Source organism: Pseudomonas sp. GM49, from assembly GCF_000282355.1.
Taxonomy (GTDB): Bacteria; Pseudomonadota; Gammaproteobacteria; order Pseudomonadales; family Pseudomonadaceae; genus Aquipseudomonas.
The window spans coordinates 1-14,371 of sequence record NZ_AKJL01000114.1 but is presented as its reverse complement, the minus strand read 5'-3'; the positions used below and the strand labels follow the sequence as shown (position 1 = coordinate 14,371).

General features: G+C 59.5%; 18 protein-coding genes. 1 reads left to right on the top strand and 17 read right to left on the bottom strand.

Annotated features, from left to right (window positions below; all coding sequences use genetic code 11):
- The 14 genes from PMI29_RS17605 to PMI29_RS17670 all read right to left on the bottom strand — a co-directional run.
- On the bottom strand, window positions 1-209 hold a 209-nt coding region (locus tag PMI29_RS17605; protein ID WP_007997057.1), incomplete at its 3' end, for a radical SAM protein.
- A 137-nt stretch (window positions 210-346) separates the two neighbouring features.
- Window positions 347-985 (bottom strand): TetR/AcrR family transcriptional regulator, encoded by a 639-nt coding sequence (locus tag PMI29_RS17610; RefSeq protein WP_007997056.1) that lies wholly within the window; start codon window positions 983-985, stop codon window positions 347-349.
- 343 nt (window positions 986-1,328) lie between these two features.
- Complete coding sequence (locus tag PMI29_RS17615) at window positions 1,329-2,114, bottom strand: TatD family hydrolase (protein WP_007997055.1); 786 nt, start codon at window positions 2,112-2,114, stop codon at window positions 1,329-1,331.
- A 72-nt stretch (window positions 2,115-2,186) separates the two neighbouring features.
- The gene (locus PMI29_RS17620; RefSeq protein ID WP_007997053.1) at window positions 2,187-3,173 is read right to left on the bottom strand and encodes a DNA polymerase III subunit delta'; all 987 of its coding nucleotides are present in this window, start codon (window positions 3,171-3,173) and stop codon (window positions 2,187-2,189) included.
- Window positions 3,166-3,798, bottom strand: a complete 633-nt coding sequence (tmk, locus tag PMI29_RS17625) for a dTMP kinase (protein WP_007997050.1) — start codon at window positions 3,796-3,798, stop codon at window positions 3,166-3,168. The genes PMI29_RS17620 and tmk overlap by 8 nt, the downstream gene beginning before the upstream one ends.
- Window positions 3,799-3,817: 19 nt before the next feature.
- Complete coding sequence (mltG, locus tag PMI29_RS17630) at window positions 3,818-5,050, bottom strand: endolytic transglycosylase MltG (RefSeq protein WP_007997049.1); 1,233 nt, start codon at window positions 5,048-5,050, stop codon at window positions 3,818-3,820.
- Window positions 5,051-5,053: 3 nt separating this feature from the next.
- Window positions 5,054-5,869, bottom strand: a complete 816-nt coding sequence (pabC, locus tag PMI29_RS17635) for an aminodeoxychorismate lyase (protein ID WP_007997047.1) — start codon at window positions 5,867-5,869, stop codon at window positions 5,054-5,056.
- Window positions 5,869-7,113, bottom strand: a complete 1,245-nt coding sequence (gene fabF / locus PMI29_RS17640) for a beta-ketoacyl-ACP synthase II (protein ID WP_007997045.1) — start codon at window positions 7,111-7,113, stop codon at window positions 5,869-5,871. Before fabF ends, pabC begins: the two co-directional genes overlap by 1 nt.
- 108 nt (window positions 7,114-7,221) lie before the next feature.
- Window positions 7,222-7,458 carry an acyl carrier protein gene (acpP, locus tag PMI29_RS17645; protein WP_007987170.1) on the bottom strand — a complete coding sequence of 79 codons (237 nt, stop codon included), beginning with the start codon at window positions 7,456-7,458 and terminating at the stop codon, window positions 7,222-7,224.
- A 197-nt stretch (window positions 7,459-7,655) separates the two neighbouring features.
- On the bottom strand, window positions 7,656-8,396 hold the full coding sequence (gene fabG, locus PMI29_RS17650; protein ID WP_007997043.1) for a 3-oxoacyl-ACP reductase FabG: 741 nt from the start codon (window positions 8,394-8,396) through the stop codon (window positions 7,656-7,658).
- Window positions 8,397-8,412: 16 nt separating this feature from the next.
- Window positions 8,413-9,351, bottom strand: a complete 939-nt coding sequence (fabD, locus tag PMI29_RS17655; RefSeq protein ID WP_007997042.1) for an ACP S-malonyltransferase — start codon at window positions 9,349-9,351, stop codon at window positions 8,413-8,415.
- Window positions 9,352-9,476: 125 nt separating this feature from the next.
- Window positions 9,477-10,487, bottom strand: a complete 1,011-nt coding sequence (gene plsX / locus PMI29_RS17660) for a phosphate acyltransferase PlsX (RefSeq protein ID WP_081501654.1) — start codon at window positions 10,485-10,487, stop codon at window positions 9,477-9,479.
- A gap of 4 nt (window positions 10,488-10,491) precedes the next feature.
- Complete coding sequence (gene rpmF / locus PMI29_RS17665) at window positions 10,492-10,674, bottom strand: 50S ribosomal protein L32 (RefSeq protein ID WP_003179396.1); 183 nt, start codon at window positions 10,672-10,674, stop codon at window positions 10,492-10,494.
- A 13-nt stretch (window positions 10,675-10,687) separates the two neighbouring features.
- Complete coding sequence (locus PMI29_RS17670) at window positions 10,688-11,215, bottom strand: YceD family protein (RefSeq protein ID WP_007942001.1); 528 nt, start codon at window positions 11,213-11,215, stop codon at window positions 10,688-10,690.
- 105 nt (window positions 11,216-11,320) lie between these two features.
- Here PMI29_RS17670 and PMI29_RS17675 point away from each other — a divergent pair, with 105 nt between their 5' ends.
- Window positions 11,321-11,899, top strand: coding sequence for a Maf family protein (locus PMI29_RS17675; RefSeq protein WP_007997038.1), 579 nt, complete (start codon window positions 11,321-11,323; stop codon window positions 11,897-11,899).
- Window positions 11,900-11,980: 81 nt separating this feature from the next.
- On the opposite strand, the gene PMI29_RS17680 is transcribed toward PMI29_RS17675, so the two are convergent.
- The 3 genes from PMI29_RS17680 to PMI29_RS17690 form a co-directional block, all read right to left on the bottom strand.
- Window positions 11,981-12,970: a S49 family peptidase gene (locus PMI29_RS17680; RefSeq protein WP_007997037.1), complete on the bottom strand. Its 990-nt coding sequence runs from the start codon at window positions 12,968-12,970 to the stop codon at window positions 11,981-11,983.
- A gap of 24 nt (window positions 12,971-12,994) precedes the next feature.
- Window positions 12,995-13,657: an HAD-IA family hydrolase gene (locus tag PMI29_RS17685; protein ID WP_007997036.1), complete on the bottom strand. Its 663-nt coding sequence runs from the start codon at window positions 13,655-13,657 to the stop codon at window positions 12,995-12,997.
- Window positions 13,644-14,371: RluA family pseudouridine synthase (locus PMI29_RS17690; RefSeq protein ID WP_007997034.1), on the bottom strand; the 728-nt coding region annotated here is incomplete at its 5' end. The genes PMI29_RS17685 and PMI29_RS17690, both read right to left, overlap by 14 nt.

Here is a 14,371-nt window from a genome sequence, read left to right as displayed (position 1 = left end):
GGCTCGCCGCCGGTAATACGCAGACGCTCGATCCCCGCCGCTTCAATCAGATAAGCCACACCGCGCGCCATGGCTTCGGCCGACAATTCATCCTGCGCAGCCACCAGCCGCTTGCCGTTGGGCACGCAGTAGGTACAGGCGTAATTGCAGGCTGAGGTCAGACTGATTCGCAAGTTGCGAAAACGCCTGCCTTGACGGTCAACGATCATGGTCACTCCGGCGGAAGAATATCGGGCCGCTAAAACTTGACTCAGAAATCAAGTTTTAGCAAGTCCTCTACCTGAGTATATTCCTGCGGCACTGCGCCAAGTAGCGAAATCATGGCGCAATAAGGCAACTGAATGGCTCAGCTGCTGGGCGTGTCGGTGTCGCGCTTGCGCTTGTTACCCATGCGCACGCCGATATCCATCAAAAACTGGAAGAAGCCTTCCTGATCTTCCAGCACATTGCTCCAGAACGGCGAGTGATACAGCGCGACGGCACCGTGCACCAGCGCCCAGGACGCGCAGTAATGGAAGTAAGGTGGCACATCTTCCAGCTTGCCTTCGCTGATCCGGCCCTTGATCAGCAGGGTCAGGCGTTCGAAGTTCGAGGCACGGATCTTGTGCAGCTCCTCGATCATCTCCGGCACCTGGTTGCCCTTGACCACTTTCTCTTCGAGACGGTCGAACAGGCGATAGCGTTGCGGATCGCGCATGCGGAATTCGAAGTACGCCCGGGACAGGGCTTCCTTGTCCTTGTCGACATCGGCCGAATGCAGCAGAGCGTTCAAATCGCGCTCGTAGTCGAGCATCAGGCGCAGATAGATTTCCGCCTTGGATTTGAAGTGTTTGTAGATCGTGCCTTTGCCGATACCGACGGCATCAGCAATCATCTCGACGGTGACACTGTCTTCACCTTGTTCGAGGAACAGCTTGAGCGCGGTATCGAGAATTTCCTGCTCGCGGCGACGAAACTCACGGACCTTACGAGGTTCTTTATGCATAAGAAAAGGTCTGTCGGGGTCAAAATTCGAAGCCGCGTATTATGCCTAACTTGCGCAAAAATGCACGGATCATCCGACCATATCTGCGCTTTCTGGTCATTCCGTGTACGTTTACAGGTTGATGAGAACTCTTCCGAAGCGCACGTATTCCAAATTTGTTTAAAAACCCTGACCAGCAAACTGGACTAGGCGCAATCCTGATCAATACTTGAACTGTCGGCGGGGCATCTCCCCCAAGTGTCACGCCGATATTGGTACCAACGGACCGCGTACCATTGTTTTACTCCTAATGGTCTTAACCCGGATTCACCCCCCAGAACCCGGGTTTTTTTTTGCCTGCGATTTAACCTTTTACGTGTGCCAGCGGGAACAGCCGCTTGAAATTCGCCGTAGTCTGCTCGGCAAATCGCTCGTAGGGTTCACCACGCAACATTGCCAGAAATTCCGCTACCTCACGCACGTACTGCGGCAGGTTCGGCTTGCCGCGATAGGGAATCGGCGCGAGGTACGGCGAGTCGGTTTCCACCAGCAACCGGTCGGCCGGCACCTTGCTGGCCACATCACGCAACGTGTCGGCATTGCGAAAAGTGACAATCCCGGAAAGGGAAATGTAATAGCCCATGTCCAGCGCGGCCTTCGCCATCTCCCAGTCTTCGGTAAAGCAATGCAATACGCCCGCCTGGGGCAGCGCCGCTTCACGCAACAAGTCCAGGGTATCGGTGCGGGCGCCACGGGTGTGGATGATCACCGGTTTGCCGGTCTGCTGCGCTGCTTTCAGGTGCAGGCGAAACGACTCCTGCTGTAACTGCGCCGCTTCCGGCTCGTAGTGGTAGTCCAGGCCGGTTTCGCCGATGGCGACCACACGCGGGTGATTGAGCTCCTGCAACAGCCAGTCCAGCGCTGGTGCGGCGCCCGGCTGCACATCCAGAGGGTGCACGCCCACCGAGCAGTCGACATCGTCATAACGTTCGGCCAGGGCTTTGACATCGGCCGAGTTGTCCGCGCTGACACCGATACACAGAAAGTGCCCTACCCCGCGTTGCCGGGCAGCCTCCAGGGCGGCATCCAGGGAGCCGTCGTGGGCGGCCAGGTCGAGGCGATCAAGGTGACAATGGGAATCTACGAGCATAAAGGGCTGCAACTTACATCGAATGGGTGGGACGGTCGGGTGTTCCGATACTCAGAGTCTAGGCGCAGACAGTCATCTTTGGGCAGGCAACGACACCCATTGCACCAGCAATGCCTCCAGCAGCAAGGCCGGATTGAGGTTGGCCTTGCTCAAGACTTTCTGTCGCTGGGCGAGGATCCAGTCCTGAATATCGAGGACTTTGCCTTGAGCACTTTTCTGCGCCAGGTATTGCACGACCTTGCGCATGTCGGCCAGGCCGAGGCCGGCTTCGTCCTGGGTCAACTGATAGCGCAGGATCAGGCTCGACCAATCGCAGAACCAATCGAACAGGCGCAACATCGGAATGTTTTTCCATTCTTCGGCCAGTTGCGTCGGCGACTGCTGTTGCTTGAGGAGTTTTTTCACCCCCTCCACCACTTGCGTGCGCTGTTCACGCACGCCCTGGGCCTGAAGATTGACCGCCGCCAGTGGCGAACCGGCGGCCAGCGTCAGCAGTTCGATGCGCTCCTCTTCGGAACATTCCGGCAACGCCTGAGCCAGCCATTTCAAGCTCATGGCCTCACCCGGCAGCGGACAGGCCTGCTGCACGCAGCGACTCTTGATGGTTGGCAACAAGCGGCTCGGCTGGTGACTGACCAGCAACAGAACGGTGTCGCCGGACGGCTCTTCAAGGCTTTTGAGCAAGGCGTTGGCGGCGTTGATGTTCATCGACTCGGCCGGCTCGATCAGCACCACTTTGCGCCCGCCCAACTGCGCGGTCTGCACCACGAAACCGACCAGGTCGCGAACCTGATCGACCTTGATCGCCTTGTCGGCTTCTTCCGGCTCCAGGATGTAGTTATCCGGGTGACTGCCAGCCTTGAGCAGCAGGCAGGATTTGCATTCGCCGCAGGCGTCCAGCGCGGTCGGGCGCTGGCACAGCAAACTGGCCATCAAGCGCTCGGCCAGTGCCCGCTTGCCGATCCCGGCCGGGCCATGCAGCAGGTAGGCGTGGGCATGCTGGGCGCGACCGGCCAGTTGCTGCCAGAGGCTTTCCTGCCACGGATAGGCCTCAGCCACGGCTCAACTCCAGCAGGCGCGGCAGCAAGGCATCCAGCGATTGCTGAACCTGTGCCAACGGTTGGGCCGCATCGACCAGCACATAACGCGCCGGATCCGCCTTGGCCCGCTTGAGGAAGGCATTGCGTACGGCATCGAAAAAGGTCCGGCCTTCGAGTTCGAAGCGATCCAGGCGACCGCGGGCGCTAGCGCGGGCCAGGCCGACCTCGACAGGCAGATCGAAAATCAGCGTCAGGTCCGGACGCAGATCACCCTGAACGAAAGTTTCCAGGGTCGCGATGCGCTCCAGCGACAAGCCACGGCCGCCGCCCTGGTAGGCGTAAGTCGAATCGGTAAAACGATCACACAAGACCACGGCACCGCGGGCCAGCGCCGGGCGAATCACTTCGGCCAGGTGCTGGGCACGCGCCGCGAACACCAGCAACAACTCGGTATCCGGGTTCATGACTTCGTCGGCCGGGGCCAGCAGCACTTCACGGATGCGCTCGGCCAACGGCGTGCCACCTGGCTCGCGGGTCAGCACCACCTCGATGCCAGCGGCGCGCAAGCGCTCGGCCAGGTATTCGCGATTGGTGCTCTTGCCGGCGCCTTCCGGGCCTTCCAGAGTAATAAACAAGCCAGTCACAGGCAGTCCTTAGTCAGAGTCATTGCGGGCTTTTCGACGCGTTGGCATCGAGGGCCGGCGTTTCAGGAACCGGCGCAGGATCTTGCGGCGCCACCTGCGGCAGCGCCTCGGGAGCCGTGTTGGGTGAAGCGGCCGGGATCGGGGCCAACTCTTGCGCAGCCTTGGCCTCCTGAGTCCCGGTTTGTTCAGTCTGGGTCGGCGGTGTCTCAGGCATGGAAGCAGGCGCCGGGCTGGAGCGGTAATCGGCGCGACGCTTGAGCTGGAACTCCTTCACAGCATTGTTGTGGGCATCCAGGTCATCGGAGAACACGTGAGTACCATCACCGCGCGCCACGAAGTAAAGGCTGTTGCCCTCCACCGGATTGAGCGCCGCATGAATGGCTTCGCGACCGACCATCGAAATCGGGGTCGGTGGCAGGCCCGCATTCACGTAGGTGTTATAGGGCGTCGCTTCCTTGAGGTGAGCCCGGGTCAGCTTGCCGCTGTAGCGGTCGCCGAGACCGTAGATCACCGTAGGATCGGTCTGCAGCAGCATGCCCATCGCCATGCGCCGTACGAACACACCTGCAATTTGCCCGCGTTCCTGTGGCACTCCGGTTTCCTTTTCCACCAGCGAGGCCATGATCAGCGCCTGGTAGGGTTCGGTGTACGGCGCATCCACAGCGCGCTGCTCCCATTCCTTGGCGAGCACTTCGTCAAGGCGGTCGTAAGCGGTTTTCAGCAGTTCGATATCGGACATGCCGCGCACGTAACGGTAAGTGTCAGGGAAGAAGCGCCCTTCCGGAAAAATCCCGGTGTGACCGAGCTTGTCCATGACCTGGCTATCGCTCAAACCGTTGAGGCTGTGATCGAGTTTCTCTTCCTTGGCCAGCGCTGCGCGGACCTGACGGAAATTCCAGCCTTCGACCAGGGTCAGGCTGTACTGAACCATTTCCCCGCGTTTCCACAGGTCGATCAGGCCTTCGACGGTCATGCCCGGTTGCAGGCGATATTCGCCGCTGTGCAGGGGTTGTTTGGGAAGATTGAAGCGCCAATACACGCGCAGCCAGAACGCGTCCTTGATGACGCCATTGGCTTCGAGTCGGTAGAAGGTGCGGGTCGGCGTAGTGCCCTTGGGCACATCCAGCAATTGTTCCTGGGCAATGTTCAACGGCTGTACCAGCGCCGAATGAATTTTCCAGGCTGAAGCACCCAACAGCAGCCCCGCCAGAACCACTCCGGTTTCCAGCAGCAGCAAGAGTTTACGTCTCACGTATCAAGCATCCAGTAGCACACGGGCAATGGTTTGGAGTTTACGGGTGAGCGGCCCAACCGGCCAGTGAAGAGCAGCACAGGCGCGCACCGGCCAGATACCATACACGCTGTTGCAGACAAAGACTTCATCAGCCCATTGCAGCTGTTCGAGGGGGATATCGGTGATTTGCGTGGGGATTCCCAGCGACCCGGCCTGAAACAATATTTCGCCACGCATCACGCCGGCCACGCCGCAGCGCTTGAGGTCAGCGGTGATGAGTGCGCCATCACGCACCAGGAACAAATTGCTGAATACCCCTTCAATCACGCGCCCGGCCTGATCGAGCATCAAGCCTTCGGCATGCTCGGTGTCCTGCCATTCGGCACGGGCGAGGACTTGTTCAAGACGGTTCAGGTGCTTGAGGCCGGCAAGTAATGGCTGTCTGGACAATCGCGTGGCGCAAGGAAACAAACGAACACCTTGCTCGCCATGCGCGGCCGGGTAAGCCGCAGGAGGATTGCCTTGCAGAATGCGTCGGGCCTGAGCCGAAGTATCGGGGGCGTAACCGCGCAGGCCGTCGCCGCGAGTGAGGATGAGCTTGAGCACCCCGTCACCCAATGCGGCGGCATAGGCCTGCAATTCGCTGCGGATCAACGCCTGATCGGCGGCAAGCGCCAGGCGTGAACAGCCGTCCGCCAGACGCGACAGATGTCGCTCCAGCAACACGGGCTGTCCGTTACGCACGGCGATGGTCTCGAACAGACCATCGCCATAAGCCAGGCCGCGATCCTTCAGCGACAGAGCGTCAGCCGGCTGACCGTCGACCCAGCTGTCCATCAGCCTGCGAACCGGCGGAACACCAGCGAGCCGTTGGTACCGCCAAACCCGAAGGAGTTGGACACCACCACATCGATATCCATATTGCGCGCCGTGTGCGGCACGAAATCGAGGTCGCAGCCTTCGTCCGGCTCATCGAGGTTGATGGTCGGCGGCGCTACCTGGCTGTTGATCGCCAGCACGCTGAAGATCGCCTCGACCGCGCCCGCCGCACCCAGCAGGTGGCCGGTCATGGACTTGGTGGAACTGACGGCCAGCTTGTAGGCATGCTCGCCGAACACCGACTTGATCGCATTGACTTCGGCCAGGTCGCCTGCGGGAGTCGACGTGCCGTGGGCGTTGATGTACTGCACTTGATCGCCATTGATCTTCGCATCGCGCAGCGCATTGGTGATGCAGCGAGCAGCACCCGCGCCATCGGCGGGTGGTGAAGTCATGTGGTAGGCGTCACCGCTGGTGCCGAAGCCAATGAGTTCGGCGTAGATGGTCGCACCACGGGCCTTGGCGTGTTCCAGCTCTTCCAGAACCAGCGCACCGGCACCATTGGACAGCACGAAGCCGTCGCGGCCCTTGTCCCATGGACGGCTGGCGCGGGTCGGCTCGTCGTTGCGGGTCGACAGCGCGCGGGAAGCACCGAAGCCGCCCATGCCCAGACCGCAGGCCGCCATCTCGGCGCCGCCGGCAATCATCACGTCGGCTTCGTCGTACATGATGTTGCGGGCTGCCATGCCAATGCAGTGTGTACCGGTGGTACACGCCGTGGCGATGGCGTAGTTGGGTCCCTGTGCCCCCAGATGGATCGACAGGAAGCCGGAAATCATATTGATGATCGAGCCTGGCACGAAGAACGGGGAAATCCGTCGTGGGCCGGTCTCGTGCAGGGTGCGGCTGGTTTCTTCGATATTGGTCAGTCCGCCAATACCCGAGCCCATCGCCACGCCGATGCGTTCACGGTTGGCGTCGGTGACTTCCAGGCCGGCGTTGCGTACCGCCTGAAAACCTGCGGCCAGACCGTATTGAATGAACAGGTCGAGCTTGCGGGCTTCCTTGACCGACAGATATTCCTCGACATTGAAGCCCTTTACCGAGCCGCCAAAACGGGTGGAATAGGCAGAAAGGTCGGTGTGTTCGATCAGACCAATGCCACTGCGGCCAGCCAGAATGCCCTGCCAGCTGCTCGGCACATCCGTGCCCAGTGGCGACAACATACCCATACCGGTGACTACGACGCGTCTACGCGACACAGCACTCTCCTTTTTCAAATGACGACTTTGCATCAGGCCTAAAGAAAAAACCGCACGCCGTGATAGCAGTGCGGTTTTTCCATGACAGCGAGCAACGATTACAAACTATTACGCCTGGTGGGCAGTAACGTAGTCGATTGCGGCTTGTACAGTAGTGATCTTCTCGGCTTCTTCGTCAGGGATTTCGGTCTCGAATTCCTCTTCCAGAGCCATCACCAGCTCAACGGTGTCAAGGGAGTCGGCACCCAGGTCTTCTACGAAGGAAGCAGTGTTGACCACTTCTTCTTCTTTAACGCCCAGTTGCTCAGCAACGATTTTCTTGACGCGCTCTTCGATGGTGCTCATACCTTGTTTTCACTCCTAATGGACAAATTCAGGCAGCTGGCCAGTGGGTAAGTGTATAGAAAGGCTTTTCAGCTTTTCAACTGAAAGCTTCACTCCTCAAACCCGGTGACCCTATGCCTATAAAATAGATTGCAGCTTTATAACGGATTTTAGACAGCTCGTATGACATTTTTTTGAAGCAATCCGTCACATTTGAATTACATGTACATCCCGCCGTTCACCGGGATTGTAGCTCCGGTAACGTAAGCCGCACCGTCCGACGCAAGAAAAGCGACCACGGACGCGATCTCTTGGGCTTGTCCCAGACGACCCAACGGAATCTGCGTCTGCAAGGCTTCACGCTGCGCCTCGGGCAGTTCACGGGTCATATCGGTATCGATGAACCCTGGGGCCACCGAGTTTACCGTAATCGAACGCGAACCGACTTCACGCGCCAGTGCACGGCTGAAACCTTCCAGACCGGCCTTGGCGGCTGCGTAGTTTACTTGGCCTGCGTTGCCCATGGCACCCACAACCGAACCAATACTGATAATTCGGCCCCAACGCGCCTTGGTCATGCCACGCAAAACGCCCTTGGACAGGCGGAACAGACTGTTCAGATTGGTATCGACAACGTCGTGCCACTCGTCGTCTTTCATGCGCATCATCAGGTTATCGCGGGTGATACCGGCATTGTTGACCAGGATCGCCGGCGCACCGAACTGCTCCTGAATGCTCGCCAGGACCGCAGCCACGGACTCGTCGCTGGTGACGTTGAGCTCAAGGCCGGTGCCCTGAATGCCGTTTTCCTTAAGGGTGGCGGCAATGCGCTCAGCACCCGACGCGGAGGTCGCGGTACCCACAACGATGGCGCCCTGACGACCCAGTTCCAGGGCGATAGCCTGGCCAATGCCACGACTTGCACCGGTGACCAGTGCAACTTTACCTTGCAGACTCATGCAAGCTTCTCCTGATTCAGGCCAACGCTGCACGAGCGGCAGCGAAAGCGTCTGGGGTATTGAGGTTGGATGTCGACACACCTTCGGCGCAACGCTTGTTCAGACCGGCCAGCACTTTGCCCGGACCGCATTCGACCAGTTGGGTCGCGCCCCTGGCGGCTAGCGCCTGGACCGATTCAACCCAGCGTACTGGCTTGTACAGCTGTTCCAGCAGATCACGCTTGAGGGTTTCCAGATCGGCCGGCACTTCGGCACTGACGTTCTGGACCACAGGAATCTGCGGTGCCTGCCAGTCGATTGCCGCGATCGATTCGGCGAAACGCTCGGCAGCCGGGCGCATCAGCTCGCAGTGGGACGGCACGCTGACCGGCAACGGCATGGCGCGCTTGGCGCCACGTGCCTTGCAGCCTTCGATGGCACGCTCGACCGCAGCCTTGGCACCGGCGATGACCACCTGGCCCGGCGAGTTGAAATTGACTGCACTGACCACTTCGCCTTGCGCCGCTTCGGCACAGGCTGCCAGTACGTCTGCATCGTCCAGGCCCAGAATGGCGGCCATGCCACCCTGCCCGGCCGGCACAGCTTCCTGCATCAGCTGGCCACGACGCTCGACGAGCTTTACCGCGTCGCCGAGGCTTAGACTGCCTGCCGCGACCAGCGCACTGTATTCACCCAGGCTGTGCCCGGCAACGTAAGCCGGGCGCGCGCCACCTTCCACCAGCCACAGACGCCACAAGGCGATAGAGGCGGTCAGAATGGCCGGTTGGGTTTTATCGGTTTGATTGAGTTGCTCTTCCGGCCCTTGCTGGGTCAGTGCCCACAGGTCGTAACCCAGTGCATCGGAAGCTTCTTTGAATGTTTCAAGGACAACCGGATGTTGTGCGCCCAACTCGGCGAGCATGCCGAGGGACTGCGAACCCTGTCCCGGGAAGACGAATGCGAGGGAAGCAGACATGTAACAAGCCCCTAATGATCTTGTCGTCGGAGAGTTGGCGTCCCGCTTGGGGGACGCAAGAAACTGACAGTTGGATGGCCTATCGAACCAAGCGGTCACATTTAAGCATTGTCCGACGAAAACGCCTAAGGCAACAAATCCTCCAGACGACCGTGCAGGCGCTCGGGAAGATTCTCCTGAATCTCGATCAAGGCGCGCTGGATGGCACTTTGAAAACCCTGGACCCCTGCAGAACCGTGGCTTTTCACCACTATTCCCTGCAATCCGAGAAAGCTCGCACCGTTGTGCCGGGCCGGCGCCAGATCAGCCTGCAGACGCTTCATCAACGGCAGCGCCAGCGCACCGACCACACGAGAGGCCACGCTCTTTCTGAACAAAGCCTCGATACGCCCGGCAATCATGGTCGCCAAACCTTCGCTGGACTTGAGCAGGATGTTGCCGACAAAACCGTCACACACCACCACATCCGCTTCGCCACGGTACAAACCGTCGCCTTCGACAAAACCGATGTAGTTGATACCACGGGCACTTTGCAACAAGGTTGCGGCCAGCTTGACCTGCTGATTGCCTTTGATGTCTTCGGTGCCGATGTTCAGCAAAGCCACACGCGGACGGACGATGCCCAGGGTTTCCGCTGCAACGGACCCCATTACCGCAAATTGCAGCAGATGCTCGGCGCTGCAATCGACATTGGCACCGAGGTCGAGTAACTGGCAGTAACCTTTCTGCGTAGGGATCGCCGCGACCATGGCCGGCCGGTCAATGCCCGGCAAGGTCTTGAGCACGAATCGCGACAACGCCATCAATGCACCGGTGTTGCCGGCACTGACACAGGCCTGAACCTTGCCATCACGCAAAAGCTCAAGCGCCACGCGCATGGATGAATCGGGCTTGCCACGAAGGGCCTGGGCGGGTTTTTCGTCCATGGTAATGACTTCGCTCGCCGGGACAATCGACAGGCGCGCGCGATCCACGGCCGAATGGCCAGCGATCAATTCTTCAAGAAGGGAGGGGTGACCGACAAGGGTCAGGTGCAGCGAGGGTGTGGCAGACAGGCAAGCAAGGCTGGCCTGAACAATGCTGCGGGGACCGAAGTCCCCGCCCATTGCGTCAATCGCGATGACTTGAGCGGACAAGTGATTACTCGTCAGCGCCCTTGTCGATCACTTTACGGCCACGGTATACGCCTTCTGGCGATACGTGGTGACGCAGGTGAACTTCACCGGTGGTTTTTTCTACAGACAGGGTGCTAGCCTCGAGAGCGTCGTGCGAACGGCGCATGTCACGGGCAGAGCGGGATTTTTTGTTCTGCTGAACAGCCATAATTGATTAACTCCTAAACGTTTGGGTCACGCTTTAACTGCGCCAATACACTGAACGGGTTGGACCGCGTTACCTCGTCCTCGCTCGGTTCGGGCTCATCTGCTCCCGCCGGCTGCTGGCATTCTTCCGGATGATGAGCAGGCACAATGGGCAAGGCGAGCAGTAGCTCCTCCTCGATCAGTGACTGCAGATCCAAAGGATCTTCGCCCAGTTCCAGCACGTCATAACCTTTCGGCAACGACTGGGTATTCGCACCCTCCTTCACCACAGCGTAACTGCATTCGCTATGGATCGGCAGGGTGACCAGCTCAAGACAACGCTGGCAAACCATTTTGACTTCAGTGTCGATAAAGCTGTGGATGACCACAGATTTACGTTCATCTCGTTCAAAAACGAATTTAGCCTGCACCGTACCGACATTGTCGGAAAGCGGGTCGCAGAGTCTCTCCAAATCGGCCAGCAGCATTTCACCTTGAAGGGTGGTGCCACGATCAGCCAATTTGCGCGGGTCAACGTGAGGTGGAATCGGGTCATTCAACATAGGCGCAGCATTATAGGGATGCACCCGCCCATGTCAAAGGAAATTCAGCCCTGTCCGTCACTTGGAAGCCTCGCTAGAATTCGCACCTGCCTTCTGGAGATGCGCATGCTGCCTTTATTACTCGCTTCTGGCTCGGTCTATCGCCGGGAATTGCTGACCCGCCTGCAACTGCCTTTCACTTGCAGCTCGCCGGATATCGACGAAAGCCATCGTCCAGGCGAATCCGCCATTGAGCTGGTCAAGCGCCTCGCCGAAGAGAAAGCGCGCGCCCTGGCCGACAGCCATACCGCTCATCTGATAATCGGTTCCGACCAGGTTGCCGTGCTGGGAGAGCGGATTATCGGCAAGCCCCACACGTTCGAAAAAGCCCGCGAACAACTGCTGGCAGCCAGCGGTGCCAGTGTGACGTTTCTGACCGGCCTGGCCCTGCTCAACAGCCAGACCGGACACTGCCAGGTCGATTGCGTGCCGTTCACCGTACACATGCGCACACTCGACGCCGCACGCATCGAACGCTACCTGCGCGCAGAACAACCCTACGATTGCGCCGGCAGCTTCAAGGCCGAGGGCCTGGGGGTAAGCCTGTTTCAAAGCACCGAAGGCCCGGACGCTACCAGCCTCGTCGGCCTGCCCTTGATTCGCCTCGTGGACATGCTGCTCGCCGAAGGCGTACGAATCCCCTGATTACGACAAGCCTGCTGCTACAGAGATTGCGTTCAAACGAAAAAACCGGCCACTTGGGCCGGCCTCTCTACACAATGAAAGTCAGCGCAACGACGGACCGCTGAAACCCATCCACATCGCCAAATGCTCAGCCACGCTGGCACCGAGTTTTTTCGAGAAGCGATCGAATGTCGACTCCTGAACGGTAAAGTCCACCAGTTCTTTCTCGCCGATCACATCCCGCGCAACCGAACTGGCATTGCCCAGCCCATCGATCAACCCCAGTGGCAGAGCCTGCTCGCCGGACCAGACCAGACCGGAAAACAGCTCCGGATGTTCCTTGTCCTTCAGTCGATCGCCACGCCCTTGCTTGACGCTGTTAATGAATTGCTTGTGAGTCGTATCGAGCACACCCTGCCAGAAGGCAGTTTCTTCCGGTTTTTGTGGCTGGAACGGATCAAGGAACGACTTGTGCTCGCCAGAGGTATAAGTGCGACGCTCGACACCCAGCTTCTCCATGGTGCCGACAAAGCCATAACCTGCCGCCGTCACACCGATGGAGCCGACCAGGCTCGCCTTGTCGGCGTAGATCTGATCTGCCGCGCTGGCGATGTAGTAAGCACCGGAAGCCCCCAGATCGGAAATGACCGCATACAGCTTGGTGTCCGGATGCAGGCCGCGCAGGCGACGGATCTCGTCATAGACATAACCCGACTGCACCGGACTGCCGCCCGGGCTGTTGATGCGCAGGATGACACCCTTGACCTTCTTGTCCTCGAAAGCCGCGCGCAGGCTGCCAACGATATTGTCTGCGCTGGCCGGCTCCTTGTCGGCAATCATGCCTGTCACATCGATCAACGCCGTGTAATTGGCACTGAGGGTAGCGGCCTTTTCCATATCCATCAGCGGCGAAAACAGAGCAATCGCGCCGAAAAGATACACAAACGTCAGCAACTTGAAGAATATTCCCCAGCGACGGGACCGGCGCTGCTCCTGCACACCGGCCAGCAGCGTCTTCTCCAGCAGCTTCCAGCTTTTGTCGTCACCGCTCTCTGCGCTCGCCTTGGCGGGCGCTTTCCATTCGTCGGTCATGCCATCCACCCCAAAAACAACCGGTTAGGCCTGCTGACTCAGCCAGGCATGCAATTCTGAAAAACGGTCGATGGCCAGTCGCGGCTCATACAACCTCAACGCATCGATCGATTGAGCACCATAACTGACGGCCACCGAGCCCATGCCGGCATTGCGCGCCATCTGCAAATCAAAGGACGAATCACCGACCATCAGCGCCTGTTCCGGGCGAACCTCGCAATGGGCGAGAATTTGCTCGAGCATCAACGGATGGGGCTTGCTGGCGGTCTCGTCAGCGGCACGGGTGATATCGAAGTAATTCTCCCAGCCATGGGACTTCAACACCCGATCCAGCCCGCGACGGGCCTTGCCGGTCGCCACAGCCAGATGATAGCCCTCGGCACGAAACGCCTCGAGCGACTCGACCACACCCTCGAACAGCGGCGAAGGCACAGCCTCCGACGCAATGTAATGTTCGGCATAGTGTTCGCGGAACGCGATCAGGTCGGCGTCGCCGATTTCGGGGTACAGGGTGCGGATCGCTTCCGGCAAGCCCAGACCGATGATGCCCTTGACGGCAAAATCGTCGCGCGGTTCAAAACCGGAGCGCCGGGAGGCAACGTGCATCGCCTCGACAATCCGGCCAATGGAATCGGCCAGCGTGCCGTCCCAATCGAAGATCAGCAGCTTGTAATCAGATGGGCGCACTCAATCGCTCCACAGTCTTGGCCCACATCTCGTCGACCGGCGCCTGCAACTTCAGCTCACTGCCATCGGGAAGCGGCACGGTCAGCATGTAGGCATGCAGGAACAGGCGTTTGCCGCCCAGATCGCGGATTTCCTTGCTGAAACCCTCCTCGCCATACTTGGTGTCGCCAGCGATGCAATGCCCGGCGTGCAAGGTATGGACGCGGATCTGGTGAGTCCGGCCGGTAATCGGCTTGGCTTCGATCAGGGTGGCAAAGTCGCCGAAGCGGCGCAGGACCTTGAACACGGTCACGGATTCCTTCCCCTCCTCCTCGTCGACCTCGACCATGCGCTCGCCGGAACGCAGATTGCTCTTGCCCAGCGACGCACGGACTTGCTTGATCGAGCTCGCCCAGCTACCGCGGACCAGCGCCATGTAGCGCTTGTCGACGCCATCACCGCGCAACGCGGTGTGCAAGTGGCGCAACATGCTGCGCTTCTTCGCGATCATCAACAGGCCGGACGTATCACGGTCGAGACGGTGAACCAGTTCGAGCTCTTTGCAATCGGGGCGCAACTGACGAAAGGCTTCGATCACCCCGAAAGTCAGGCCGCTGCCGCCGTGCACCGCAATGCCCGCAGGCTTGTTGATCACGATCAGCGCCTTGTCTTCGAAGACAATCGACGCCTCGAGCCGCTGCAACAGCCCTTGCGCCAGCGGCACCGGCTCCCCCC

Excerpts from the sequence above, each read along its gene's own strand:
- PMI29_RS17670 (WP_007942001.1), bottom strand. The coding sequence starts at position 11,215 with ATGTTGAATGACCCGATTCCACCTCACGTTGACCCGCGCAAATTGGCT.
- fabD (WP_007997042.1), bottom strand. The coding sequence starts at position 9,351 with ATGTCTGCTTCCCTCGCATTCGTCTTCCCGGGACAGGGTTCGCAGTCC.
- acpP (WP_007987170.1), bottom strand. The coding sequence starts at position 7,458 with ATGAGCACCATCGAAGAGCGCGTCAAGAAAATCGTTGCTGAGCAACTG.
- PMI29_RS17680 (WP_007997037.1), bottom strand. The coding sequence starts at position 12,970 with ATGACCGACGAATGGAAAGCGCCCGCCAAGGCGAGCGCAGAGAGCGGT.
- pabC (WP_007997047.1), bottom strand. The coding sequence starts at position 5,869 with ATGGACAGCTGGGTCGACGGTCAGCCGGCTGACGCTCTGTCGCTGAAG.
- PMI29_RS17610 (WP_007997056.1), bottom strand. The coding sequence starts at position 985 with ATGCATAAAGAACCTCGTAAGGTCCGTGAGTTTCGTCGCCGCGAGCAG.
- fabG (WP_007997043.1), bottom strand. The coding sequence starts at position 8,396 with ATGAGTCTGCAAGGTAAAGTTGCACTGGTCACCGGTGCAAGTCGTGGC.
- PMI29_RS17615 (WP_007997055.1), bottom strand. The coding sequence starts at position 2,114 with ATGCTCGTAGATTCCCATTGTCACCTTGATCGCCTCGACCTGGCCGCC.
- PMI29_RS17675 (WP_007997038.1), top strand. The coding sequence starts at position 11,321 with ATGCTGCCTTTATTACTCGCTTCTGGCTCGGTCTATCGCCGGGAATTG.
- rpmF (WP_003179396.1), bottom strand. The coding sequence starts at position 10,674 with ATGGCTGTTCAGCAGAACAAAAAATCCCGCTCTGCCCGTGACATGCGC.